The following is a 23426-nucleotide window of genomic DNA, read 5'->3' as shown; positions in this document are numbered from 1 at the left end:
CACGGCGGGATAGCGCTATCATGAAGCGCAAAAGGTCGGCAGTCCGGGAAGGTCGTGGACGCCCCGGAACTCGTGCCAACGTCGTCGTCCTGGACAAGCGCAGCGGAACGGAGCGCCGATCCAGGACCCATTACCCCAGGCCGGAGTTGCAGCGCGAGGCCGACAACCGCGAGTCGTCGCCAAACAAATCCCTGGGGTAATGGGTCCTGGCTTTCGCCAGGACGACGATCAGGCCCTTACTCTTGGCGCCACGTTCTGCTCGACGCCGGCCTGTTGCTCCGCAGCAACCGCGCGCTTGAAACCATCGCGCTGCTGCAAGCGCGCCCAATAGGCTGCGACATTTGGCCCAAAATCCTTAGCAAGCCCGATAGTATCGGCGAGGCGGAGCGCGTAGCCGATCACGATGTCGGCGGCAGTGAAGCGGCCGGCACACAAGGCCTCGGTATTTGCGGTGGCTGCCTCGACGGCGCGCAGCCTCCCTAAGAACCATTTGGCATAGTCGCCGGCGACCTGCGGATTGCGGCGCTCTGCCGGCTCGAGCTGGGTGTATCGGAGCACCAGCGTCTGCGGGAAGGTTAACGTGGCGTCGCTGAAATACATCCAGTTCAAGAACGCGCCATAGGCGGGATCCTCCGGCCCGACCATCAGCGGCGTCGGTCCATGTCTGACGCCGAGATAGTGGCAGATGCCGGACGATTCCGTCATTCTGGTCTCGCCGTCAACCATGAAGGGAATGGTGCCGAGCGGATTGAGCGCGAGGTATTCCTTCGCCAAGACCCGGGGCGGGAACGGCAGCATCTTGAGCTCGTAGGGAAGCCCCATTTCCTCCAGCATCCAGAGCGGACGGAACGAGCGCGCGCCGTCGCAGTGATAGAGCGTGATCATCAGGAACTTCCTTTGCTGCCGGGCAGCGTGCCCATCATCTTGCACAGGACCATCAGCATGACCTCGTCGGCGCCACCGCCAATCGATGTCAGGCGGCTGTCGCGATAGGCGCGGCTGACCGGCGTCTCGTTGGTAAAGCCCATTCCGCCCCAATATTGCAAGCAGGCGTCGGTAAGCTCACGGCCGAGCCGGCCGGCCTTCAGCTTGGCCATGGTCGCCAGTTTTGTGACATCCTCGCCCGCCACCAGCGCCTCGCCGGCACGGTAGATCAGCGCGCGCAACAGCTCGACCTCGGTCTGCATCTCGGCCAGCTTGAAGTGAACGACCTGGTTGTCGAGGATCGACCTCCCGAAGGCCTTGCGGTTGCGGGTGTATTCGATGGTCTCGTTGATGATGTGTTCATGCGCCTTCAGGCAGGCGGCCGCGCCCCAGAGCCGCTCCTCCTGGAACTGGACCATCTGGTAGGTAAAGCCCTTGCCCTCCTCGCCGATCCGGTTGCGCTTGGGCACGCGGACATTGTCGAAGAAGATCTGCGCGGTGTCCGACGAACGCATGCCCATCTTGTCGAGTTTTCTCGCGACGGTGACGCCCTTGGTCTTCATGGGGACGCAGATCAGCGACTTGTTGCGGTGAACGGGCCCGTCGCCGGTATTGGCGAGCAGGCAGATCCAGTCGGCCTGAGTGCCATTGGTGATCCACATCTTGCCGCCATCGACGACGTAATCGTCGCCGTCCGCGCGCGCATTGGTCTTGATCGAGGCGACGTCGGAGCCTGCGCCAGGCTCGGAGACGCCGATGCAGGCCACATAGTCGCCAGAGATCGAGGGCGCTAGGAATTCGCGCCGCACTTCATCGGAGCCGAACCGCGCCAGCGCCGGCGTCGCCATATCGGTCTGCACCCCGATCGCCATCGGCACCCCGCCGCAATTGATGGCGCCGAGTTCCTCCGCCATCATCAGCGCGTAGGAATAGTCGAGGCCGGATCCGCCGAATTCGACCGGCTTGTTCAATCCGAGAAAGCCGAGGCTGCCCATCTTCCTGAACAGCTCATGCGCCGGGAAGATGTCGGCCTTCTCCCATTCATCGACGTGCGGATTGATCTCGTTGGCAATGAATTTCTGTAAGGAACGACGGATCTCGTCGTGGTCGGCGGTAAACAGCATTTGTCGGCTCAGCTCTCGGTATCTCTGATGTGCTCGTCATGGCCGGGCTTGTCCCGGCCATCCACGCCTTCGCCACCCGCCATCAAGAACGTGGATGCCCGGGACAAGCCCGGGCATGACGGAGGGGGCGTTCACAACCCCATCTGCCGCGACGCCAGATCCTTCATGATCTCCTCGGTGCCGCCGCCGATGGCGTTGACCTTGACCTCGCGGTAGATGCGCTCGGCCTTGATGCCGCGCATGAAGCCGGCGCCGCCAAAAATCTGCACGGCTTCAGAGGCGCAAAATGCCATGGTCTGGGTCGCCTGGTTCTTCATCATGCAGATTTCGGCGACCGGGCTTTCGCCCTGCTCCAGCCGCCAGGCCAGCATCTCCAGCATCGCTTGCGACGCGGCGACCTTCTGCGCCATGTCGACGATCTTGTGGCGAATCACCTGGTGCTGCGCGAGCGGCTTGCCGAAGGTCTTGCGCTCCTTGGCGTAGGCGATCGCTTCGTCGAGGCAGACGCGCGCGAACGCGGTGCAGCCCGCCGCCATGCCCATGCGCTCGCTGTTGAAATTCCGCATGATGATCTTGAAGCCTTGGCCTTCCTCGCCGATCAGGTTTTCCGCCGGCACGCGGCACTCGTCGAAATGCAGGGTCGCGGTGTCAGAGGCCCACCAGCCCATCTTCTTCAGCTTTGTCCGGGACAGGCCCGGCGTATCCCCCTCGATCAGGAGCAGGCTGACGCCGCCGGCGCCCTCACCCCCGGTGCGCACCGCAACGGTCAGATAGTCGGCGCGCATACCCGAGGTGATGAAGGTCTTCTCGCCGCTCACGACGTAGTGATCGCCATCGCGCCGCGCCTTGGTCCGGAGGCTCGCAACATCAGAACCGCCGCCGGGCTCGGTGATCGCGAGCGCGGAGATTTTCTCACCCGCGAGCACCTGAGGCAGCACGCGCGCCTTGACCTCGGGCCGCGCGGCCCGCGCGATCGGCGGCGAACCGATGGTATGGCTCATCAGGCTGGCGCTGACGCCGCCGGCGCCGGCCCGCGCCAGCTCCTGGCTGGCGACGATCTTCATGAACTGGTCGGCGGCGATCCCGCCATATTCCTCGGGGAAACCGAGCCCCAACAGACCGATCTCGGCCGCCCTGCGATACAGCGCGCGGGGAAATTCGCCGGCCTCGTCCCACTCGTGGGCGAAGGGCGCAATCTCCTTGTCGACGAAGCGGCGCATCACGTCGCGAAAGGCGTCATGCTCGGCGGTATAGAACGGGCTCATCATCGCACTCTCGCCTTGCTGGCGGATTCGTCTCGTCCACCATGGCCGGAACCTTGGCGGCTCACTTGCGCGGAGTGGCTGGCCAAGGCTCCCCTCCAAGCAGGCTCGCTCTAGCAACTCAACGCAAGACGGTTTTCATCGCTCGCGCGCCAACTCCGGATCAAAAAAGGCGTGGTGCACAAACTCCGGCTGGCCCCAGGGCCATGCCGGGCATGGTGCATGGCAATAGGGACGCGGGCGGCACCAGACCGCCGAGGGAGGAATTTTTGGCCGTTCGTTACTACGACTGGATCGCCCACCATGGCCGCCGCACGCCGAACAAGGTTGCGGTGATCGACCTCGCGAGCGAGCGCCGCTTCAGTTATGCGCAGCTCGACGCGCGCATCTCTCGTCTCGCTTCATTTCTGCGTCATACGCTGAAAGTCTCGCGCGGCGAGCGCGTCGCGGTGCTGGCGCTGAACACGACCGATACGCTGGAGGTGCAATTTGCCTGCGGCCGGTTAGGTGCGATCTTCGTGCCGCTGAACACCCGCCTCACCGTTCCCGAGCTCCAGTTCATCACCGCAGATTGCGCGCCGAAGGTGATGATCCACGACACCGATCTCGCCGAAACGGCGCTTGCCGTGGCAAAGCTCTGCGGCATTGAGACGAGCCTGCTGCTTGGTCCCGGCGGGACTTATGAGGCCGGCATCGCCGCCGCAAAGCCACTCGAGAAAATCGAGGAGGTCACCCTCGATGATGTCTCGACCATCATGTACACCTCCGGCACGACGGGTCATCCCAAGGGCGCCACCATCACCCATGGCATGACGTTCTGGAATTGCGTCAATCTCGGCGGCCCCGCCTGCATCGGGCCATCCTCGGTGCTGCTCACCGTGCTGCCGCTGTTCCACACCGGCGGACTGAACTGCTACACCAATCCGGTGCTGCATGCCGGTGGCACCGTGATGATCATGCGCGCCTTCGATCCCGGCACGGCGCTTGGCCTGATCAACGAGCCTGCGCAGGGCATCAACGTGTTCTTCGGCGTGCCCGCGATCTACCAGTTCATGGCCCAGCATCCGGGCTTCGCGACCACCGACCTCGGCCGGCTGATCGTCGGCGGTGTCGGCGGCGCACCAATGCCGGTGCCGCTGCTCAAGGTGTGGGAGGCGCGTGGCGTCGCGCTTCAGCAGGGCTACGGCATGACCGAGACCTCGCCGGCGGTGCTGGTTCTCGACCGCGAGGATGCGGCGCGCAAGGCCGGCTCGGCCGGCAAGCCGGTGCTGCACACCGAAGTGCGGATCGTGCGGCCCGATGGCAGCGACGCCGATGTCGGCGAGCTCGGCGAGCTCTGGGTTCGGGGGCCGAACATCACGCCCGGCTACTGGAACAGGCCGGAGGCGAACAAGACGTCGTTCACCGACGGATGGCTGCACACGGGCGACGCGACACGCGTCGATGAGGAAGGCTTTTACTACATCGTCGACCGCTGGAAGGACATGTACATCTCCGGCGGCGAGAACGTCTATCCGGCCGAAGTCGAGAACGTCCTGCACCAACTCGATGCCATCGCGGAAGCCGCCGTGATCGGCATTCCCGATCCGCAATGGGGCGAGGTTGGCCTCGCCATCGTCGCGGCCAAGCCGGGCCAGCGGTTGACCGAGGCAGATGTCTTCACGCACTGCGCGGCGAATCTCGCGCGTTTCAAATGTCCGCGCCAGGTCCGCTTCGTCGATGCGTTACCACGCAACGCCACCGGCAAGATCCACAAGCCAACCTTGCGCAAGGAATTCTCGATCACCTCCGAAGTCGACAAGAAAGCCGCCAACGCCTGATCAAAGCGCCCCTCTCGCGGGCGCTTTTCTTTTTTGAAGTGCCAAAGTCAGAAGAAACCCCAAAGAAGCCCCAAGGAATTTTCATGAACAAGAAACTCGCCCTGCTTGCCGCGGCAACAGCGATGACGCTGTTTGCGACCCACTCCGCGTATGCGCAAAAGGCGTACGACACCGGCGTCACCGACACCGAGATCAAGATCGGCAATGTCGAGGCCTATTCCGGCCCGGCTTCGGCCTACGGCGTCATCGGCAAGACCGAGGAAGCCTATTTCAAGATGATCAACGACCAGGGCGGCATCAACGGCCGCAAAATCAACTGGATCTCCTACGATGACGGCTACTCGCCGCCGAAGACGGTTGAGCAGATCCGCAAGCTGATCGAGAGCGACGAGGTCTTCCTGGTGTTCAACGCGCTGGGCACGCCGACCCAGACCGCCGTGCAGAAGTATCACAATTCCAAGAAGGTGCCGCAGCTGTTCCTCGCCACAGGCGCCAGCAAGTGGAACGACCCGAAGAATTTTCCCTGGACCATGGGCTTCCAGCCCAGCTACCGCGTCGAGGCACAGATCTTCGCCAAGTATATTTTGAAGGAGAAGCCGGACGGGAAGGTTGCGATCTTCTATGCCAACGATGATTTCGGCAAGGATTACCTCGCCGGCATCAAGGACGTGTTCGGCGACAGGGCATCTAAAATGATCGTGGCGGAAGAGAGCTACGAGACGTCGGAGCCTTCGATCGACGCCCATATCGTCAAGCTCAAGGGAACCGGCGCCGACGTCTTCGTCAACATCGCGACCCCGAAGTTTGCGGCGCAGGCGATCAAGAAGATTGCCGAGCTGGAGTGGAAGCCGATGCATCTCATGAACGATGTCTCGGTCTCGATCGGCGCGGTGATGAAGCCGGCCGGCCTCGAGGCATCCGAAGGCGTGCTGTCGGCCGGCTATCTGAAGGATGCGTCGGATCCGCAGTGGAAGGATGATGAGGGCATGAAGAAGTTCATGGTCTTCGTCGACAAATACATACCCGGCGCAAATATTTCGGACGCCAATCTGGTTTACGCCTATGCCGCAGCCCAGACGATGGTGCAGGTGCTGAAGCAGGCGGGCGATAATCTGACCCGTGAGAACGTGATGAAGCAGGCAGCTAGCCTCAAGGACTTCGTCCCCGACACCCTGATCCCGGGCATCAAGATCAACACCTCGGCCACGGACTTTGCGCCGATCGAGCAGCTCAAGATGTGGCGGTTCAAGAAGGGCCAGTGGGAGCTGTTCGGCGACATCATCAGTGCCGAAACCGGCGGCTAGTTCGACTGGAAAACTACCGAATAGCGGCCGAAAGGCCGCTATTCTTTTCAAGCGAGCGACGACGCTATTCCCGCGCTTTCGACGTCGATCATGTCGTGGCCGACGTCGATGCCCGCGATGGGCAGACCGAGACGACGCGAATCGCCGACGCCCCTGAACACGGGGCATGCCCAGGCGAGGGTGGCGATGCCTGACGGCGGCAGATCGAGGCTTAGCGTGTAGCCGTCATAACCGGTCACGACCGCCTCGGGGGCGACGGGCGTGCCATCGAGATAGAATCGCGTGCCGATCGTATGCAGCGGCGCGCGAAGTGCCGGGCTTCGAACGCGGACGATGGTTCGGCCGGGCATCCCCTTGATCCGCACGGCGGCCTCCGGTTCGCTCCAGCGGAATGTGTAACCGGCGGAGAACTCCTCGGCATGGAATCCGGTCTGCGCGATAATCTGCTCCCCAAGAAGCCCGCCGGCAGACCGCGCATCTCGCCCGAGACGATGAATGCAATCGAGTCTCTGATGCCGGATCAGCGCGGCGATGTATCGCCGCATCCATCGCGCGATCGCCTCGCTCGATCCGACGGCCGTCAGAACGACCAGCACGGCCCGCGCGTGCCATGCCCCCAGCCGCGCGAAGCCGCGCGCGCCGAGATCGCCGAGCAGCGCCGGCACGGCCCAACGCCACAACGCCAGCAATTTCTCGCCAGGCCGTCCCCAGCCGGCGCCAGCGAGGCTGTAGCGCAGGAGCGCGTTCAGTGCATTGCGGGCGAGCGACGTGCCGGCCTCGCTCCGCGAGCTCCACTCGATCGGAACGTCGAGCAGCTCGCTGCCGGGATCGTTGCGGGCCTCGCTCAGATAGCGAATCTCGCCTTGCACGAAGTCGAGCGTGAATTTCTTCAGCTCGTCGATCTCGCCGACATAGTAGTGATGGAAGCGCGCCTCCTCGAGATAGCCGAGGGAATAGCCTCTCGCGTGATAGGCGGCGGCAAGCATCCATTCGGCGAAATGACCGAGTTCTTCGCGCAAGCCGCCGCATTCCCGGTAGACGTCGCGCCGCGTCACGAAACACTGATCCAGGACCTTGCGCCAGGGATGCTGCTTCATACCGAACTCGATGTCGGCCTGGTACATGGCGGCCTCTGCCACGGATAACCGGTTGTGACAGATCGGGATCGAACGGCAGGAAAAGCCGGCCCAGTCGGGATGAGCATCGATCGCGCGAATGCAGAGTTCGATCACGTCGGGTTCGGGCCGGCAGTGCGATTCCGTGAAGAACAGATAGCTGCCGCGCGCCTTCGTCGCGCCGAATGCGCAGAGCCCGATGTCGTGTTCGGAATCGGTGAATTCGAGGCGAGCCCTGTTGCCGGCCAACGCCTTCAACTGCTCGCGTGCCGTGAAATCCGGCGGCACGACCAAGATGATCTCGTAGAGCGATTTGTCGGCAGTCTGCGACGTCCAGCCGAGCCAGGACAGTTCCCACTGCCCGCGGTGAGATTCGAGCGGGATAATGATTGAGAACAGCGGAGATTCGCCGTCGTCGAGTGCGGGCGCGTCCTGCATGTCCCCTTATAGACGCATGCTGCGTCATTCCAGACTGTTTCTTGCGGACTATACCGACAGAAACAGCGCGAACGATTCTTCCACCGTTCGGCGCAGATGCTTTTGGTACAGTTCGTGGTTGGCATCGCCGGGCGCGACCCGACCCAGCGAGGGCTTCGCGAAGTTTCGGAGCGGCACATAGGCGATCGGCGCTGCGATCGGCGTCAGCTGCGAGCCAGGGCCGGCGCGGAGCGTCGAGATGATCCCGTACATTTCGCCGGCGACCGTCGGCCGCGACACCGTGATCACGCGATGCTGGCCGTGCTTGATGATGACGAGATAGATGAAGCCGGACTGATGCGGCACCGCGACCTCGCCGGTGTGTTCGTAGGCGGCATCGGTCCGCTCCCCCTCGCGGAACACCAGTGAAGAGACCTTCGGCTCCCAGATGATCTCGGTGCGGTAGGCGAAGATCGCGTCCTTGTCGCCGAATGACGGTCGCAACGTGATGTAGACGTCCTCGAGCCAGGTCACGGCGCGATGTGCATAGGAGCCGAGGCTGTCGGGTGCGACATCGCTTGCGGCCGGAGGCGTCACCACGGCGGCGCTTCTGCGCAGGGAGACGCCCAGCGCCTGCTCCAGCCGCACCGTGGTCGCCAACGTGAACGGCCGTCGGCCGCCGAGCACCTTCTCCAGCGTCGACAGGCTGAGCTTGGCCTGCTCGGCCAGCGCCTGCCGGGAGATCCGGCGTCTGGCGAGCTCCTCGCGAATGGTCTCCGCGATCTCGCGACTCTGCTCGTCCGAAAGCTGCTTGTCGGTGAATTTGTCCTGCGTCTGCATCGTGGCCCTGCTCCAGGACGACATCCTAGCAGGGCGGACAAACCAGCACAAAACCGCACTTCACCCCCCGACGGCGGCCTGCGCGGGCCGGCCGCGACGGATCATTGCCGATCATTCTGCTCGCGAACTCGGGCCGTCCCGGCGGATGCTCAGAGCCAGCAAACATCCTCGGGAGCAGGCCAAATGGATACCTACGACACGACGGACAGCAACGAACACCCTTGGCTGGGCAGACTGATCGTGGTCGGACTGTTCCTTCTGGCGCAGGGCATCGCGGTGATGCTGGTCGCCTTCGTGGCCCTGCTGGTGAGCTTGGAGCCGGGCTGGTCGGCGACGACGGAGCAGGCCAGCCTGCTCCAGCCCGGCGATGCCAAATCCGGGTCTCTTCTCCTCAAGGAGGACGGCGCCTACACGGAAGCGATCCGCCTCGGCATCGATGTCGACATCACGGTATCAGGCCCGACGCTGCGCGCCCGCGTCACCCAGATCTTCCGCAATCCGACCAAGGACTGGGTCGAGGCGACCTATGTCTATCCGCTCCCCGCCGGCGGTGCCGTCGATTCGCTGAAGATGGTGGTCGGCAACCGCGTCATCGTCGGCGACATCAAGGAGCGGCAGCAGGCGCGCGTGATCTACGAAGAGGCGCGCCGGGCCGGCCAGAAGGCCGCGCTCACCGAGCAGGAGCGGCCGAACATCTTCACCAACTCGGTCGCCAATATCGGTCCCGGAGAAACCGTGCTGGTGCAGATCGAATATCAGGAACCGGTGCACCAATCCGGCAACGAATACTCGCTGCGCCTGCCGCTGGTGGTCGGGCCGCGCTACAATCCGGCTCCGATCGTCCAGAGCGTCGATTTCCGCAACGACGGTTCCGGCTGGGGCGCGACGAATTCGGACCCGGTGCCGGACCGCGACCGCATCTCGCCGCCCGTGCTGGATCCCGCCAAAAATGCGCCGGTCAATCCGACCAGCATCACGGTGCGTCTGAACGCCGGCTTTGCGCTCGGCGAGGTCAAGAGCTCCCATCATAACGTCAACGTCGAGAGCTCGGACAATACGACGCGAATCGTCAGGCTTGCCAATGGTGCCGTGCCTGCCGACCGCGATTTCGAACTGACCTGGAAGCCGGCTGCCGTGAAGGCGCCGTCGGTCGGCTTGTTCCGCGAGCGCGTCGGCGACGCCGATTATCTGCTCGCCTTCGTGACCCCGCCCGCCGCCGAGCAGGCGACGCAGAAGCCACGGCCGCGCGAGGTGGTATTCGTGATCGACAATTCCGGCTCGATGGGCGGCACGTCGATCGTTCAGGCCAAGGCGAGCCTCACCTACGCGCTCTCCCGTCTCCAGCCGACCGACCGTTTCAACGTCATCCGTTTCGACGACACCATGGACGTGCTGTTTCCGGCTTCCGTGGCGGCGGATGCCGAGCGTGTCGGTGAAGCCACCTCGTTCGTCAGCGCGCTGCAGGCGCGTGGCGGCACCGAGATGGTGCCGGCGATGCGGGCCGCGCTGACCGACAAGCTCGGCGACGCCAGCATGGTTCGCCAAGTCGTATTCCTGACCGATGGCGCGATCGGCAACGAGCAGCAATTGTTCGAAACGATCACGGCGATGCGCGGCCGCTCGCGCGTGTTCATGGTCGGCATCGGCTCGGCGCCCAATACCTATCTGATGACGCGCGCCGCCGAGCTCGGCCGCGGCGCCTTCACCCATATCGGCTCCGTCGAGCAGGTCGAGGAGCGCATGCGCGGCCTGTTTGCCAAGCTCGAGAACCCGGCCGTGACCGGCCTGAGCGCAAAGTTCTCCGAAGCCAAGGCCGACGTCACACCGACGATCATTCCCGACGTCTATCGCGACGAGCCGCTGGTGCTGGCGGCAAAGCTCGACACGCTTGCGGGCTCGGTCGAGATCAAGGGCCGCGTCGGCGACCGCCCATGGTCGGTGACGCTGCCGCTGCAAAATGCGGCCGAAGGCAAAGGTCTGTCGAAGCTTTGGGCCAAGCGCAAGATCGATGATGCCGAAGTGGCGCGCACCCTGCGCGAGATGACGCCCGAAGACTCCGACAAGGCGATCCTGGCACTGGCACTCGACCATCAGATCGTCACCCGGCTCACCAGCCTCGTCGTGGTCGACAAGACGCCGAGCCGTCCCGAAGGCGAGCCGCTCAAGCCCAGCGAGTTGCCGATCAACCTGCCGGCCGGTTGGGATTTCGCGAAGGTCTTTGGCGAACGGCAGCAGGTCCCGGCGCAGCTGCGCGAGCGTCACGCCGATGCACGCAACCAGCCGGCCACGAGGCGGCCGACGCCCGCTGCACCGGATGCGATCCGCCTGCCCAAGACCGCGACCTCGGCGGAGCTGAAAATGACCGCAGGCCTGATCCTGATCGTGCTCGCCCTGATCCTGTTCGTGTTCAACCGGCGTCAGACCTTGCTCACTGACGCCGCTTGAGAGAGGAGCCCCCCGAACTCCTCTGTTAGCGCGCGCGGCTGCCCGTCCCACACCAACGGCCGCGCGCGCCTTTTTTGTTGTCATTGCGAGCGCAGCGAAGCAATCCAGGCTGCCTCCGCGGAAAGATTCTGGATTGCTTCGCTTCGCTCGCAATGACGAGTGTGGAAACAATGCCCCGCTTCATCTCTCCCCTGGCTCTCGCCCTGATCGGCATCATCCTGTTCGGCGACGGCGCCTACATCCATGCCAAAGCGTGGCTCGCGCAGGTGCTGCTGGAGCGCGCGTTCGACCGGAGCGTTGCGACCGGCGAGGTGGTCAGGCCATGGTCATGGGCCGATACCTGGCCGGTCGCGCGAATCGAGGTGAAGCGGATCGGCGCCAGCGCGATCGTGCTGGAAGGCGCGAGCGGCCAGGCGCTCGCCTTCGGGCCCGGCCATATCCGCCAAACGGCTGACGCGGGCGAGCGGGGTGCTGCCGTATATGCAGCGCACCGCGACACTCATTTCCGCTTCCTGCGGAATGTCGCCATTGGTGACCTGATCGATGTCACACGCAGTGATGGCAAGCACTTTCGTTTTCGCGCGGATTCCTCCGCTGTGGTTCGCTTCGATGCCTCCGGCATCGATCCTGCGGCACGGGCTGCCGAACTCGTGCTCGCGACCTGCTGGCCGTTCGACGCGCTCGCGTCCGGCCCTGAGCGCTACATCCTGCATGCCACCCTGATCGGAGCCGATGAATAGCGGTTCGCAATCGATCCGTACCCCCCACTTGAATCCGCCCGACCTGTAGGGACAATCCCGCTTGATGGAACCGCTGAACCGGCGCCGTCGACTGGAGACCTATCAGAACGGCCCATTGAGCATTTTCGCTGCAATTTGCGAGAATAACGGTGATGGATGAGGAGTTCAGGCAGCGTCTCGAACAGCTCGAGAACCGCGTCGCGCTCCTGGAGAGGAACCAGGATCTTATTGCCGCCGGGCAAAGACGCTCCTCGCTTCGGAGCCTCTGGCGCCGACCGCCGATGTGGACCTTCGAGCAATATCCGCCGCGCCTGCTCAACCTGACGGCTTTCCCGCCAGCACCTGCGATCCATCCGGGCGCGCCCCGAATCGCGATGGTCACGCCGAGCTACAACCATGCGCAATATCTCGGCGCCACGATCGACAGCATCGTCAGCCAGAACTATCCGGACCTGCATTATCACGTGCAGGACGGCGGCTCGATCGACGGCACGCTCGATCTCTTGAAGAGGCTCGGCGATAGCCTCAGCTGGAGCAGCGAACCGGACAATGGGCAATCCAGCGCCATCAATCTCGGCTTCGCCGGCATCGAGAGCGAGATCATGGCCTATCTCAACAGCGACGACATGCTGCTGCCCGGGACGCTTGCCTATGTCGCAAATTACTTCATCGCACATCCGCGTGTCGACGTCGTCTACGGCCATCGCGTCTTCATCGATCGCGAGGGACTCGAGGTTGGCCGCGCCGTGCTGCCGCCCCATGACGGCAAGGCGTTGCGATATGCCGACTACATTCCGCAAGAGACGATGTTCTGGCGCAAGCGCGTGTGGGACAGGATCGGGCCGATCGACGAGAGCTTGCACTACGCGATGGACTGGGACTTCATCCTGCGAGCCCAAGCCGCAGGATTCAAATTTGCACGCCTGCCGCGATTTCTCGCTTGCTTTCGAATCCATGACGCACAAAAGACGGCGTCCACCTATGCGGTCGGCGTCAGGGAGATGGGCGTCCTGCGGCGACGCATTCTCGGCTTCGAACCGACACAGATGCAGATCCGGCGCGCCGTCGCTCCTTATCTGGCGAAGCAGTTGGCCTATCACTCCGCCTACAAGCTCGGCATGCTGAGATATTGAACGACCGCGCGAGCAGTGATCCGAAGATCCCGGATCACCAGGGTTTGATGCGCGCTCATTCCACCGCACGGCATGCCCGCCCACGTGGTTGCCAGTCCGAAGAACTCGCCATAGAACAGAGCGACGCACCGCCAACAAGAACAACAGGTGAGGTCACACCATGGAAGCTCGCGTATCTGCCGCCCCCGCTTCATCGCGCCCATGGTCTCCGCCGTCCGATGCCAGCGACATCGTCAAGGGCATCCACGCCATGCTGCATCCGCGCAACATCGTGCTGGTGGGCGCGACCGACAAGCCCGGCAACTATGCCGAGCGCATCTGGAACAATCTGGTCAAATACGGCTACGAAGGCGGGCTCTATCCGGTCAATGCCAAACGCGACGCCGTCTGGGGTGTCCCCTGCTACAAAGACTTTGCAAGCCTCCCGGAAAAACCCGACCACGTGCTGGTGCTGGTCCCGGCGCGCTTTGCCGTGCAGGTGATCCGCGATGCCGCCGCGGCCGGCGCGCGCTCGGCCACCATCGTCACCTCGGGCTTCAGCGAGTTGCAGGACGAGGAAAGCCAGAAGCTCGCCGCCGAACTGCAAGCGGCCGTCCGCGAGACGGGATTGGCGGTCACCGGCCCGAACTGCCTCGGCAATTTGAGCGCCGGCGAAAAGCTCTTCACCAATATCGACGACCGTATCGTCACCATGGAACAGGGCGCGGTGGCGATTGCCGGACAATCCGGTGCCATCGTCATGGCGATCCGCCAGGCCTTGGAAGATCGCGGCGTCGGGGTCGGCTACATGGTGACGACCGGCAACGAGGCCGGGCTCGAGACGCCGGACCTGATGCGCTATTTCGCCGAGGATCCGAGCATCAAGGTGATCGTGGTCTACCTCGAAGGCGTGCGCAACACCAAGGCATTCCGGGACGCCTGCAAGGCGGCGCGCGCCGCGAGCAAACCGGTGATCGCGCTCAAGCTCGGGGCGTCCGAGGGTGGCCGCGCGGCGGCGATGGCACACACCGGCGCGCTCGCGGGCTCGATCGAGACATTCGACGCCATTGCAACGCGTGAAGGGGTCATCCGGGTCGACGGGCTCGACGAGCTGATCGAGACCACCGAATGCTTCGTCCACGCCGCTGTGCCCAGGGGCGACCGGCTCGCCGCGGTGACGCTATCCGGCGGCAAGCGCGGCATGCTGATCGACGCCTTCGACGCAGAAGGCCTGAATTTTGCACCACTCAGCTCGCATGTCGGCTCGGAGCTGGCAAAGATGCTCGGGCCGGGCTCGATCGTCGGCAACCCGCTCGACGCTGGCTTTGCCGCGGTGGTCGATCCCTCCGTCTACATGAAAACGATCGGGCTGATGATCGACGACCCCGAAATCGACATCGTCATCATCGATGCCGAGTTGCCGAAAGCGCCGCACGAGCTGCGCGAGCGCAATCTGCGCATCGTCGACGAGATGGCGAGCCGGGCCGGCAAGCCGGTGATCTATATCAGCGCGATGTCGATCGGCTTCACCGAATTCACCAAAACCTTGCGCAAGTCGCTGCCGCATCTCGCGGTCATGCAGGGCATGGATCGCGCGGTGACTGCGATCAAGTCGCTGCTCGACTACGCCAAGCTGCGCAAGGAAGTGCCCGATATCGTCTCGAGCTCGAAGCCTGCCGCGCGTGCCGTGCTGGAGAAGGCGCTGAAATCGGCAACCGGCGCCGCGCTCGACGAGGTCGCCTCGAAGAAGCTCCTGAAGGCCTATGGCATCCCGACCTCGAAGGAGGCAATCGCACAGACGGCAGCCGAGGCCGTGAAGATCGCCAAGCAGATCGGCTTCCCTGTCGTGGCCAAGGTCGTCAGCGCCGAGATCCTGCACAAATCAGATATCGGCGGCGTGGTGCTGAATCTCACCAGCGCAGCCGAAGTGAAAAAGGCGTTCGCCGACATCACCGCGCGGGTGAGTAAGCTGAAGGGCAAGCCGAAGCTCGATGGCATCCTGATCGCGCAACAGGTCAAGGCCGATCTGGAGCTCGTGGTCGGCGCCTCCCTCGATGCCGAGATGGGCCCGGTCGTGCTGTTCGGCACCGGCGGCATCGACATCGAGCTGATGAAGGACGTCGCACTCGCCGGTGCGCCGCTGGACGAGGCTGAGGCTCGGCTCCTGATCGGCCGCACCAAGGCCGGCATCAAGATGCGCGGCTATCGCGGCAAGCCGGCCTTGCACGAGGCCTCCGCGGTGAAGGCCCTGGTCGGCCTCTCCAACCTGATCGCCGATGCCGGCGACCGGATCGCCTCGATCGACGTCAATCCGTTCCTGATCAATACCAAAACGGGCGTCGCCGTCGATGCCCTCATTGTGCTGAACAATGCTGCGGCAAAACGCGCCGCCGGGCATTGATGTCGCTGAGGGCGGATTAGCGCAGCGTAATCCGCCAAATCGGTCCATGGCCGCACGAGGCGTTGGCGGGTTACGCTTCGCTAACCCGCCCTACGTACCATTGCAGCTCCTTCCAACTTCCCTCGTTTGGCCGTAAAATCACCCCGCATGGCACGCGCGAGCAATCTGGTGATCGGAACGGCGACGCTGGCGGTGATTGCCGTGGCGTTCGGCGGCGTGCTCGGCGTGCAGAAATGGCGCACCCTCCAGAGCCGCAGCCCGTTGCGCGTGGTATTCGAGGGCGGCTCTGCCAGCGGATTGCGCCGCGGCGGGCCGGTCAATTTCGACGGCGTCCCCGCAGGCCAGATCCTGTCGATCAAGCTGGACAATCCGCGCAAGGTCGTGGCGCTGGTGATGCTCGACAATACCGCGCCAATCCGCAAGGACACCGTCGCGGGCATCGAATTCCTGGGTCTCACCGGCGTCGCCGCGGTCTCGCTGATCGGCGGCGCTCCCTCCGCGCCGCCAGTGCCGCTGGACTCGGACGGCGTCCCCGTGCTGACCGCCGATCTCAGCGACGCCGAAACGATCGTCGACACCCTGCATAGCGTCGACCGCACGATCGTCAGCAACGCCCCGGCGATCAAGGAGGGCCTGCGCACGTTCGAGAACTACACCGCCGATCTCCGGAGCAAGGGCGGCGAAATCGATTCCGTCATGGCCAAGGTCGACAGCGCCTTCGCGGGCTTCGACAAGGCGGTCACAAAGATCGAAGGCGTGGTGCCCGGCTTTGCCGACGGCAAGGCGGATGAGCTGTTCGAAAAGATCCAGGGATTGCACGAGCTCGCCGACACCATGAGGAAGAAATCGGCGAACTTCCTCGAAGACATCCGTCGCTCGCTGCTCGACGTCAGCGAGGCCGCCAACAAGATGAGCGGGATACCCACACCGGCCGCCGCTCCGCGCCCGCCGCGCAAGCCGGCGCAGCAGAAACGGTAGCACCTACCACGCGTAGCGGACGACGCCCTTGCCGGCGTAAGAGCGGGTGACGTTCGAGAACTCCCCCTCGAAAGTCGCCGACGCAGACCAGCGGTTCATCCAGCTCATCTGCACCGCCGCTGTGGTCAGCGCGGAATCGTGCGCCTGGGCGGCGCCGTTCACCACGAACGCCGACCCCGGCAACGTCTGGAAGACCGCACCGACGGTGCGATCCGGATTGTAGTCATGAGCCCAGGCGACGCGGCCGCGCAGGGTCATCAGGCCGCCGGCTGCGGCAAATGACTTGTCCGCGCGCAGGCCGAGCTCGGTGCGGGTGCTGGTCACGTCCTTGGCGGCATAATTCAGCGCGAAGACGTTGCTGCCGACCACAGCGAACTCCGAATAGTTCGGAAGGCTGAATACGGTGGCCTGGAGCGCCGCATAGGGCGTGAGGCCGATCCACTGCGAGGCATAGCGATAGCCGCCCTCGATACGGCCCGAGAGCGCGTTGGCGTTGAACTGCGCACGCAACTGATCGACGCCGGCGGCGGTGACGATGCGGTTGGTCGTGACGTCCTGCCAACCATAGGCCAGCGCGGCCGTTATGTAGGCCGCGCCCGCCGTATGACGCACGAAGGCGCCGGCCTGGAACAGGTCGGAGCGGCCCCAGCCGAGTCCGTTGACGTTGAAGCCGGTTGCCCCGCCCGCAAGCGCAAAGCCGGCGATCGTGGACGGCGAGAACCGGTAGTCAAGGCCGACGGCGGTGCCGTAGACGCTGCTGCTGGCGTTGTTGGAGCCGAGGCTCGCACTGCCGTCGGTGGTCTGCGAACCACCATAGCCGGCAGCCCAAACGTCCCAGCGTTGTTCGAAACTGGTCGGCGGCGCCTTGCGATGGATCGAGGCAAGAGCGTCGCGTGCGTTCTTGTCGCGTGCGCCCTTGCCGGTCGCGGCATACGCATTCGCGCTCGTCTCGTCGGCGAAGGGCGTCGCACCCGGCGTCCCGCCACGCTCCGAGCCAAACACGTCGGTGAGCAGGCCGAGGAACAGGTTCATCGCGTTGAAAGTCGTCTGCTGCGTACCCGTCGCCGACTCGCCCGAGGCCTGTGTCAGCCCTGTCGGCGAGAGATTCGCGAGAGCCACGGGAAGGCTGCCGGTTCGGTTGAAGACGCTCGTCAGGGCGTTGGCGACATTCTGCTGATTGACGTTGAGACCTGTACCGTAGTTTAGCGAGAGATCCAGAAAGACGTTGTTGGGATCGTAGCTGAGGCGGGCCTTCAGGTTCGAAGACAGACCCGCGACGGCCGGATCGAATTTGTCCGGAAGCGTCGCCGAAGTCAGGATCGTGTAGTGCTTCGCGATCGAGCCGGTCGGGACGACTGCAACCGTGGCCCCATTGAGCGTGGAGGTCCCGGTGACGACAGCTATGCCGTTGCTCGTACCTGAGACCTGCACCATGTACGTCGACGCCGCCGTGAAGGTGAGATCGCCGTTCACGTTGAGCACTCCGGTCGGGTTGCCCGGCGACAGCGTGCCACCATTGACGTTGATCGTGTTGACGCTGCCGACGCCGCCGAATGTGCCACCGGTCGCGACGCTTACGTTGCCGTTGATGGTGCCGACCAGCGTGAGCGTGCCGCCCAGCACATTCCAGTCCTGATTACCTGTGCCGGTCACGGTCCAGGTCGAATTGTCGACCTTGTTGAAGGTCGAGAAGCCGTCATACTGAAGAAGGGGACCGATCAGGTCGAGGTTGAACGTATCCTTGCCGATGCCTCCGAGCTGGAAGGTGTCGACGCCGGTGCCGAGCACCAGGCCGTTGATGATGCTGCCGGGTCCTAGCGTCAGCGTGTTGGGGCCGCAGACACAAAACTCGATTGCAGCGATTCCGGCCGCAGCGTTGATTGTCCCGGAGTTGAAGACGTTGGCCCCGCCGCTCACGCTGATGCCGACGCCGCCAGCACCGACGGTAATGGTTCCGGTATTGACAACCTGATTGGTCGTTGTGAACGAGCTCACGTCGATGCCCAAGCCGGAATCGCCGACGGTGATCGTACCGCTGTTGATGATGGTGTTGGAATCACCGAGGGCTACGATGCCCTCGGCGAAATCGGCCCCTGTGATCCGTCCATTGTTGCTGATCGTGGAGGACAGGCCCGTAAACGCGATGCCCGCACCGCCCAGACCCACGCTGATCATCCCGTTTTGGTTGATCGTGGCCCGATTGCCCTGCACCGCAATGCCGGCGGATGTGCCGTCGCCCGACTTGATCGAACCACTATTGGTCACCTTGGCGTCATCACCGAACAAGGCGATGCCGACACCAAAGTCACTGGCCAAGATGGCGCCGAAATTGCTGACGGTTTGAAAACTACCCTGCATAAAGATGCCAGCGGCATTCTGCCCGACCGAAATCGTGCCCGTTGCGGCGTTGGTGACCGTGTTGTTATCCATGATCGCAACGATGCCGCCGGAGAAGCCGGAGGAATCGCCGACCTTGATCGCGCCTGCATTGGTCACGGTCGTGCTGCCGAACGAGGCGTAAATCCCGATTGAGTCGTCGAGGCCAGTGATGGTGCCCGTCACTGCGTTGGTGATTGTGTTGTTCTGGACGCCGAAGATGCCCGTGCCCGACGCGCCGATGGACAGCGCACCGCTGTTGCTAACGCTATTGTTGTTTCCTACCGAGATCGCGCTGCCGTGGTCGCCGGTGGTGACGGTCCCGGTATTGATAATGATGTTGTGATCGAGCGCGGAGATACCGAGGCCGTTATCAAGCACCGTGATGGCGCCGTTGTTGGTCACAGTGTTCGAATTGCCGCCATTAATGCCGGTGAGGCCCGAGCCAGCCGACACCGTGCCGTTGTTGGTGATGACGTTGGTGTCATTGACGTTGATCGCCGCAGTGCCGTTATCGTTGACGCTCGCGCCAGTCAGCACGTTTACGGTCAGATTGGTGACGCCGCCGCCTGCCGCAAAGCCGTCGGCATCGGTGCCGCTACAGGTGACGGTTTGCCCGCTTGCCGCCGGGTCCGGCGCGCAGTCCGCCTGCGCAGGTATCGCCGATAGGCCGAGGCTGAGAACGACTGCCACGACAGACGAAGCGACGGCGGCAAGGCGCAGCCCAATCCGACCAGCCGTCTGCGGCCCAAATTCCACTTTGATGCCCCCAGTCCAGCGCTCCCCAGCGGCGCCGCCGGCAAACTAGGCCGCCGGGCCCCTCCGTGGAACTACGGAATCGGCGGAATCGCTGGGGGGCAGCAAAACCGGACTGATTCAGGTGAGCATGTTGCACCAGAGGCACGCTTTTCCGGAGCAGCCTGGTCGATCCACGACGTGTGCGTGTGCGGTTCGGTCGCAGTATTGACCGTCGTTCACATCAATGACTGATCATCCGGGGCGGCGTCGCGTCCCAACGGGCAGCGGGCGGCACGCCTTCACATACACACCGGTTTGGGCAAAGGCTCAGTAGTTGCTCGGCGCCGCTTCATTCGGGATACCGTCGATTGGGCATTCGGCGGTCCCGGGCGTCGCGCGCGTCATCGCCTCGACCATGTCCCTTGTGCCCTCGGGATCGGCGATCCAGTTCTTGTAGAAATCATAGGGGCAGGCTGCGACGCCGCGCGGGCTTTCGCCGGAATTGATCATGCCGGTGTAGCCGCGATGGACCAGCTTGTAGAGATGGTTCTGCGACTGGCCGTTGCGGCGTGCATCGCGGATCAGATGCTTCGACAGCTGAGCATATTGGATGCCGTAGTCCTCCTCGCCACACTCGCCGAGGGTGCGGCCGTCGAAGCCGATGATCGCGGAGTGACCGAAATAGGAATAGACCCCGTCGAAGCCGGCGGCGTTGGCGACCGCGACATAGACGTTGTTGGCCCACGCCATCGCTTTTGAGATCAGGATCTGCTGCTCCTTGGCCGGATACATGTAGCCCTGGCAGCGTACGATCAGCTCGGCCCCCTTCATGGCGCAGTCGCGCCAGATCTCCGGGAAGTTGCCGTCGTCGCAGATGATCAGGCTGACCTTCATCCCCTTCGGGCCGTCGGAGACATAGGTGCAGTTGCCGGGATACCAGCCTTCGATCGGCACCCACGGCATGATCTTGCGGTACTTCTGTACGATCTCACCCTTGTCGTTCATCAGGATCAGGGTGTTGTAGGGCGCCTTGTGCGGATGCTCCTCGTGGCGCTCGCCGGTCAGCGAGAATACGCCCCACACCTTGGCTTTGCGGCAGGCCTCCGCAAAAATCGCGGTCTCTTCGCCGGGCACCGCGCAAGCGGTCGCATACATCTCCTTGGAATCGTACATGATGCCCTGGGTGGAGTATTCCGGGAAGATCACCAGATCCATGCCGGGAAGGCCGGTCTTCATGCCCACCACCATGTCGGCGATCTTGCGGGCGTTATCGAGCACCTCGGCCTTGGTGTGCAGGCGGGGCATCTTGTAGTTGACCACCGCGACGCCGACGGTGTCGTTGCTGCTGGAGATGTCACCGTGAAGCATTTGAATTGCTCCTCAACCCTGTTTGAGATTGCCGCGAGAATTAGTGACTGATCATCCAGGGCCGCGCGGTTGGAAAACCCTTGGCACCGCTCCTGGTCTTGGTCACCAGCCGCGCCGGCTTTTTCTTGTCCGATGAGCTCTTGTCCGACGAGCTTTTTCCCGTCGAGCAGCAGCCGCAGCCGGGGCCATGCGAGGCCTTGTATTGCGCAAGCGTCTGCGGCGCGTGGGTGCTGCGCTCATTGACGGCGTGAGCTTTTCGTTTTTCCGAGGGCATGCAGAAGAAATTCGGCGCGGTCAGGATCACCCGCGGCGCCATCGTCTCGCAACTTGGACAGGCCTGCGGATCGTCGTATTCGGCCATCGGGCGCAGATCCTTGAACGGACCGCAATCGTCACAGAGATATTCATAGACCGGCATCGCATCATCCCTACGCTGTTGTTTGTGAGAGAACTGCCGCGGCGGATGCGGGGCGGCAGATACGCCGTCCCGCATCCCGTCGCGCAGGGATTACTTGTCCGGCGAGATCGGCATCTGGATATCGCCCTTGATGTGCTTGATGGGTCCTGCCGAGGACGGCATCACGTCGAAGTCGAAGATCTCCGTCGGTAGCCACAGCGTGGCGCAGGCATTGGGCACGTCGACCACACCGGAGATGTGGCCCTGAACCGGTGCGGTGCCGAGGATCGAATAGGCCTGGGCGCCGGAGTAGCCGAACTTCTTCAGATATTCGATCGCATTCAGGCAGGCCTGGCGATAGGCGATGGTGACATCGAGATAGTGCTGCTTGCCGGCCTCGTCGACCGAGATGCCTTCGAAGATCAGATAGTCCTTGTAGTTCGGTGTGATCGGCGACGGCTTGAAGATCGGATTCTTGACACCGTACTTCGCCATGCCGTCCTTGATCACCTCGACCTTCAGATGCAGCCAGCCAGCCATCTCGATCGCGCCGCAGAAGGTGATCTCGCCGTCGCCCTGGCTGAAGTGCAGATCGCCCATCGAGAGACCGGCACCGGGCACATAGACCGGGAAGTAGATCTTGGAGCCGCGCGAGAGATCCTTGATGTCGCAATTGCCGCCATGCTCGCGCGGCGGCACGGTGCGCGCGCCTTCCGCGCCGATCTTGTCTTTGACCTCGCCCTTGGCGCGGCCGCCATGAGCGGTCGGCGCGAACGGCGGATTGGCAAGGCCGGGCACACGGGTCGGGTTGGTCGCGATCAGCTCGGCCTCGCGCTTGTTCCAGGTGTCCAGCATCTTCGGATCGGGCAGACAGCCGATCAGGCCGGGATGGATCAGGCCGGCGAAGTTGACGCCGGGGATATGCCGCGACGAGGTGTAGAGGCCCTTGATGTCCCAGATCGACTTCTGCGCTAGCGGGAAATGGTCGGTGAGGAAGCCGCCGCCATTCTGCTTGGAGAAGAAGCCATTGAAGCCCCACATGCTCTCCTTCATCGGACCGACGTCGAGCAGGTCGACGACGAGCAGGTCGCCGGGCTCTGCGCCCTTGACGCCGATCGGGCCGGAGAGGAAGTGCACGATCGATAGATCGATATCGCGCACGTCGTCGGCGGAATCGTTGTTCTTGATGAAACCGCCGGTCCAATCATAGGTCTCGATGATGAAATCGTCGCCGGGATTGACCCAAGCTACGATCGGAATGTCGGGGTGCCAGCGGTTATGCACCATGTCATTTTCATAGGCCGACTTGGTGAGATCGACCTTGATCAGTGTCTCTGGCATCGAGATGCTCCCCTTTTACACGGTTGGTTAGACGGACAGATATTTCGAGACCTGCGCGGCATCGACGGCGTCGCGCGGATCGTCGCGGACAATCTCGCCGTTCTCGATCACCAGCACACGGTCGGCGATATCGAGCGCGAAGCTCAGGACCTGCTCGGACACGACGATCGAAAGCCCCTTCTCGTCGCGGATGCGCTTGAGCGTGCGCGCCATCTCCTTGATGATCGACGGCTGGATACCTTCGGTCGGTTCGTCCAGCAGCAGCACTTTTGGCTTGGTCGCCAGCGCGCGAGCGATCGCGAGCTGTTGCTGCTGGCCGCCGGAGAGATTGCCGCCACGGCGGTCTTTCATCTCCAGCAGCACCGGAAACAATTCGTAGATGTCGCCGGGCACCTCGGTTCCGCCGGAGACCACGAGGCCGGTCTCGATGTTCTCCTTCACCGTCATGGTGGAGAAGATCATGCGGCCCTGCGGCACATAGGCGAGGCCCTTGGCGACGCGCGCGTAGCTCGGCAAGGCACCGAGCTCGGCGCCGTCCATGGTCACCGAGCCGCTCTTGGCCGGCAGGATGCCCATCAGCGATTTCATCAGCGTGGTCTTGCCCATGCCGTTGCGGCCCATGATCGCCACTATCTCGTTGGGCGCGACCTTGACGTTGAGCCCGTGCAGCACCTCGCTCTGGCCATAGGCGACGTGAAGATCGGAAATTGCCAGCATCAGCGTG

The 23426-nt window shown here is 63.5% G+C and carries 17 protein-coding genes; 7 read left to right on the top strand and 10 right to left on the bottom strand.

The features are described 5' to 3' along the window. Positions 1-228: 228 nt before the first annotated feature. The 3 genes from AC0L20_RS10460 to AC0L20_RS10450 form a co-directional block, all read right to left on the bottom strand. Entirely contained in the window at positions 229-885 is a 657-nt protein-coding gene (locus tag AC0L20_RS10460; RefSeq protein WP_473288449.1) for a glutathione S-transferase family protein, read from the bottom strand. Beyond that, complete coding sequence (locus AC0L20_RS10455; protein ID WP_473288448.1) at positions 885-2048, bottom strand: acyl-CoA dehydrogenase family protein; 1164 nt, start codon at positions 2046-2048, stop codon at positions 885-887. Before AC0L20_RS10455 ends, AC0L20_RS10460 begins: the two co-directional genes overlap by 1 nt. A 131-nt stretch (positions 2049-2179) precedes the next feature. Further along, positions 2180-3316, bottom strand: coding sequence for an acyl-CoA dehydrogenase family protein (locus AC0L20_RS10450; RefSeq protein ID WP_473288447.1), 1137 nt, complete (start codon positions 3314-3316; stop codon positions 2180-2182). Positions 3317-3579: 263 nt separating this feature from the next. Here AC0L20_RS10450 and AC0L20_RS10445 point away from each other — a divergent pair, with 263 nt between their 5' ends. Both AC0L20_RS10445 and AC0L20_RS10440 read left to right on the top strand, forming a co-directional pair. After that, positions 3580-5130: an acyl-CoA synthetase gene (locus tag AC0L20_RS10445; protein ID WP_473288446.1), complete on the top strand. Its 1551-nt coding sequence runs from the start codon at positions 3580-3582 to the stop codon at positions 5128-5130. Between the two features lie 83 nt (positions 5131-5213). After that, entirely contained in the window at positions 5214-6434 is a 1221-nt protein-coding gene (locus AC0L20_RS10440) for an ABC transporter substrate-binding protein (protein WP_473288445.1), read from the top strand. 47 nt (positions 6435-6481) lie between these two features. Here AC0L20_RS10440 and AC0L20_RS10435 read toward each other — a convergent pair whose 3' ends face one another. Both AC0L20_RS10435 and AC0L20_RS10430 read right to left on the bottom strand, forming a co-directional pair. Continuing rightward, the gene (locus AC0L20_RS10435; protein WP_473288444.1) at positions 6482-7987 is read right to left on the bottom strand and encodes a glycosyltransferase family 2 protein; all 1506 of its coding nucleotides are present in this window, start codon (positions 7985-7987) and stop codon (positions 6482-6484) included. Positions 7988-8035: 48 nt separating this feature from the next. Next, positions 8036-8806 carry a helix-turn-helix transcriptional regulator gene (locus AC0L20_RS10430; RefSeq protein WP_473288443.1) on the bottom strand — a complete coding sequence of 257 codons (771 nt, stop codon included), beginning with the start codon at positions 8804-8806 and terminating at the stop codon, positions 8036-8038. Between the two features lie 183 nt (positions 8807-8989). Here AC0L20_RS10430 and AC0L20_RS10425 point away from each other — a divergent pair, with 183 nt between their 5' ends. The 5 genes from AC0L20_RS10425 (at position 8990) to AC0L20_RS10405 (ending at position 16482) form a co-directional block, all read left to right on the top strand. After that, complete coding sequence (locus tag AC0L20_RS10425) at positions 8990-11251, top strand: marine proteobacterial sortase target protein (RefSeq protein ID WP_473288442.1); 2262 nt, start codon at positions 8990-8992, stop codon at positions 11249-11251. A gap of 170 nt (positions 11252-11421) precedes the next feature. Next, entirely contained in the window at positions 11422-11991 is a 570-nt protein-coding gene (locus AC0L20_RS10420; protein WP_473288441.1) for a class GN sortase, read from the top strand. Between the two features lie 152 nt (positions 11992-12143). Further along, positions 12144-13124 (top strand): glycosyltransferase family 2 protein, encoded by a 981-nt coding sequence (locus AC0L20_RS10415; protein WP_473288440.1) that lies wholly within the window; start codon positions 12144-12146, stop codon positions 13122-13124. A gap of 160 nt (positions 13125-13284) precedes the next feature. Beyond that, positions 13285-15504: an acetate--CoA ligase family protein gene (locus tag AC0L20_RS10410; protein ID WP_473288439.1), complete on the top strand. Its 2220-nt coding sequence runs from the start codon at positions 13285-13287 to the stop codon at positions 15502-15504. Positions 15505-15651: 147 nt separating this feature from the next. Further along, the gene (locus AC0L20_RS10405; protein ID WP_473288438.1) at positions 15652-16482 is read left to right on the top strand and encodes an MlaD family protein; all 831 of its coding nucleotides are present in this window, start codon (positions 15652-15654) and stop codon (positions 16480-16482) included. Between the two features lie 3 nt (positions 16483-16485). Here the strand turns inward: AC0L20_RS10405 and AC0L20_RS10400 are convergent, their stop codons facing one another. From AC0L20_RS10400 to urtE, 5 genes are all read right to left on the bottom strand, one after another. Next, a complete protein-coding gene (locus AC0L20_RS10400; RefSeq protein WP_473288437.1) occupies positions 16486-19551 on the bottom strand; it encodes an autotransporter outer membrane beta-barrel domain-containing protein in 3066 nt (1021 codons plus the stop codon). A 372-nt stretch (positions 19552-19923) separates the two neighbouring features. Further along, positions 19924-20964 carry an aliphatic amidase gene (locus tag AC0L20_RS10395; protein WP_473288436.1) on the bottom strand — a complete coding sequence of 347 codons (1041 nt, stop codon included), beginning with the start codon at positions 20962-20964 and terminating at the stop codon, positions 19924-19926. A 40-nt stretch (positions 20965-21004) separates the two neighbouring features. Further along, on the bottom strand, positions 21005-21382 hold the full coding sequence (locus tag AC0L20_RS10390) for an FmdB family zinc ribbon protein (protein WP_473288435.1): 378 nt from the start codon (positions 21380-21382) through the stop codon (positions 21005-21007). Between the two features lie 90 nt (positions 21383-21472). Then, positions 21473-22702, bottom strand: a complete 1230-nt coding sequence (gene fmdA / locus AC0L20_RS10385) for a formamidase (RefSeq protein ID WP_007598072.1) — start codon at positions 22700-22702, stop codon at positions 21473-21475. Positions 22703-22729: 27 nt separating this feature from the next. Beyond that, positions 22730-23419 carry an urea ABC transporter ATP-binding subunit UrtE gene (gene urtE / locus AC0L20_RS10380; protein WP_007598073.1) on the bottom strand — a complete coding sequence of 230 codons (690 nt, stop codon included), beginning with the start codon at positions 23417-23419 and terminating at the stop codon, positions 22730-22732. Positions 23420-23426 lie beyond the last annotated feature (7 nt).

Source organism: Bradyrhizobium sp. Kon58 (assembly GCF_055807455.1).
Note: the sequence above shows the minus strand (reverse complement) of the source record. Positions and strands in the feature narration are given on the sequence as shown.

Bases quoted from the DNA above. Each gene is read 5' to 3' on its own strand.
- AC0L20_RS10460 (WP_473288449.1), bottom strand. From the start codon at position 885: ATGATCACGCTCTATCACTGCGACGGCGCGCGCTCGTTCCGTCCGCTC.
- AC0L20_RS10455 (WP_473288448.1), bottom strand. From the start codon at position 2,048: ATGCTGTTTACCGCCGACCACGACGAGATCCGTCGTTCCTTACAGAAA.
- AC0L20_RS10450 (WP_473288447.1), bottom strand. From the start codon at position 3,316: ATGATGAGCCCGTTCTATACCGCCGAGCATGACGCCTTTCGCGACGTG.
- AC0L20_RS10440 (WP_473288445.1), top strand. From the start codon at position 5,214: ATGAACAAGAAACTCGCCCTGCTTGCCGCGGCAACAGCGATGACGCTG.
- AC0L20_RS10435 (WP_473288444.1), bottom strand. From the start codon at position 7,987: ATGCAGGACGCGCCCGCACTCGACGACGGCGAATCTCCGCTGTTCTCA.
- AC0L20_RS10430 (WP_473288443.1), bottom strand. From the start codon at position 8,806: ATGCAGACGCAGGACAAATTCACCGACAAGCAGCTTTCGGACGAGCAG.
- AC0L20_RS10425 (WP_473288442.1), top strand. From the start codon at position 8,990: ATGGATACCTACGACACGACGGACAGCAACGAACACCCTTGGCTGGGC.
- AC0L20_RS10420 (WP_473288441.1), top strand. From the start codon at position 11,422: ATGCCCCGCTTCATCTCTCCCCTGGCTCTCGCCCTGATCGGCATCATC.
- AC0L20_RS10415 (WP_473288440.1), top strand. From the start codon at position 12,144: ATGGATGAGGAGTTCAGGCAGCGTCTCGAACAGCTCGAGAACCGCGTC.
- AC0L20_RS10410 (WP_473288439.1), top strand. From the start codon at position 13,285: ATGGAAGCTCGCGTATCTGCCGCCCCCGCTTCATCGCGCCCATGGTCT.
- AC0L20_RS10405 (WP_473288438.1), top strand. From the start codon at position 15,652: ATGGCACGCGCGAGCAATCTGGTGATCGGAACGGCGACGCTGGCGGTG.
- AC0L20_RS10395 (WP_473288436.1), bottom strand. From the start codon at position 20,964: ATGCTTCACGGTGACATCTCCAGCAGCAACGACACCGTCGGCGTCGCG.
- AC0L20_RS10390 (WP_473288435.1), bottom strand. From the start codon at position 21,382: ATGCCGGTCTATGAATATCTCTGTGACGATTGCGGTCCGTTCAAGGAT.
- fmdA (WP_007598072.1), bottom strand. From the start codon at position 22,702: ATGCCAGAGACACTGATCAAGGTCGATCTCACCAAGTCGGCCTATGAA.
- urtE (WP_007598073.1), bottom strand. From the start codon at position 23,419: ATGCTGGCAATTTCCGATCTTCACGTCGCCTATGGCCAGAGCGAGGTG.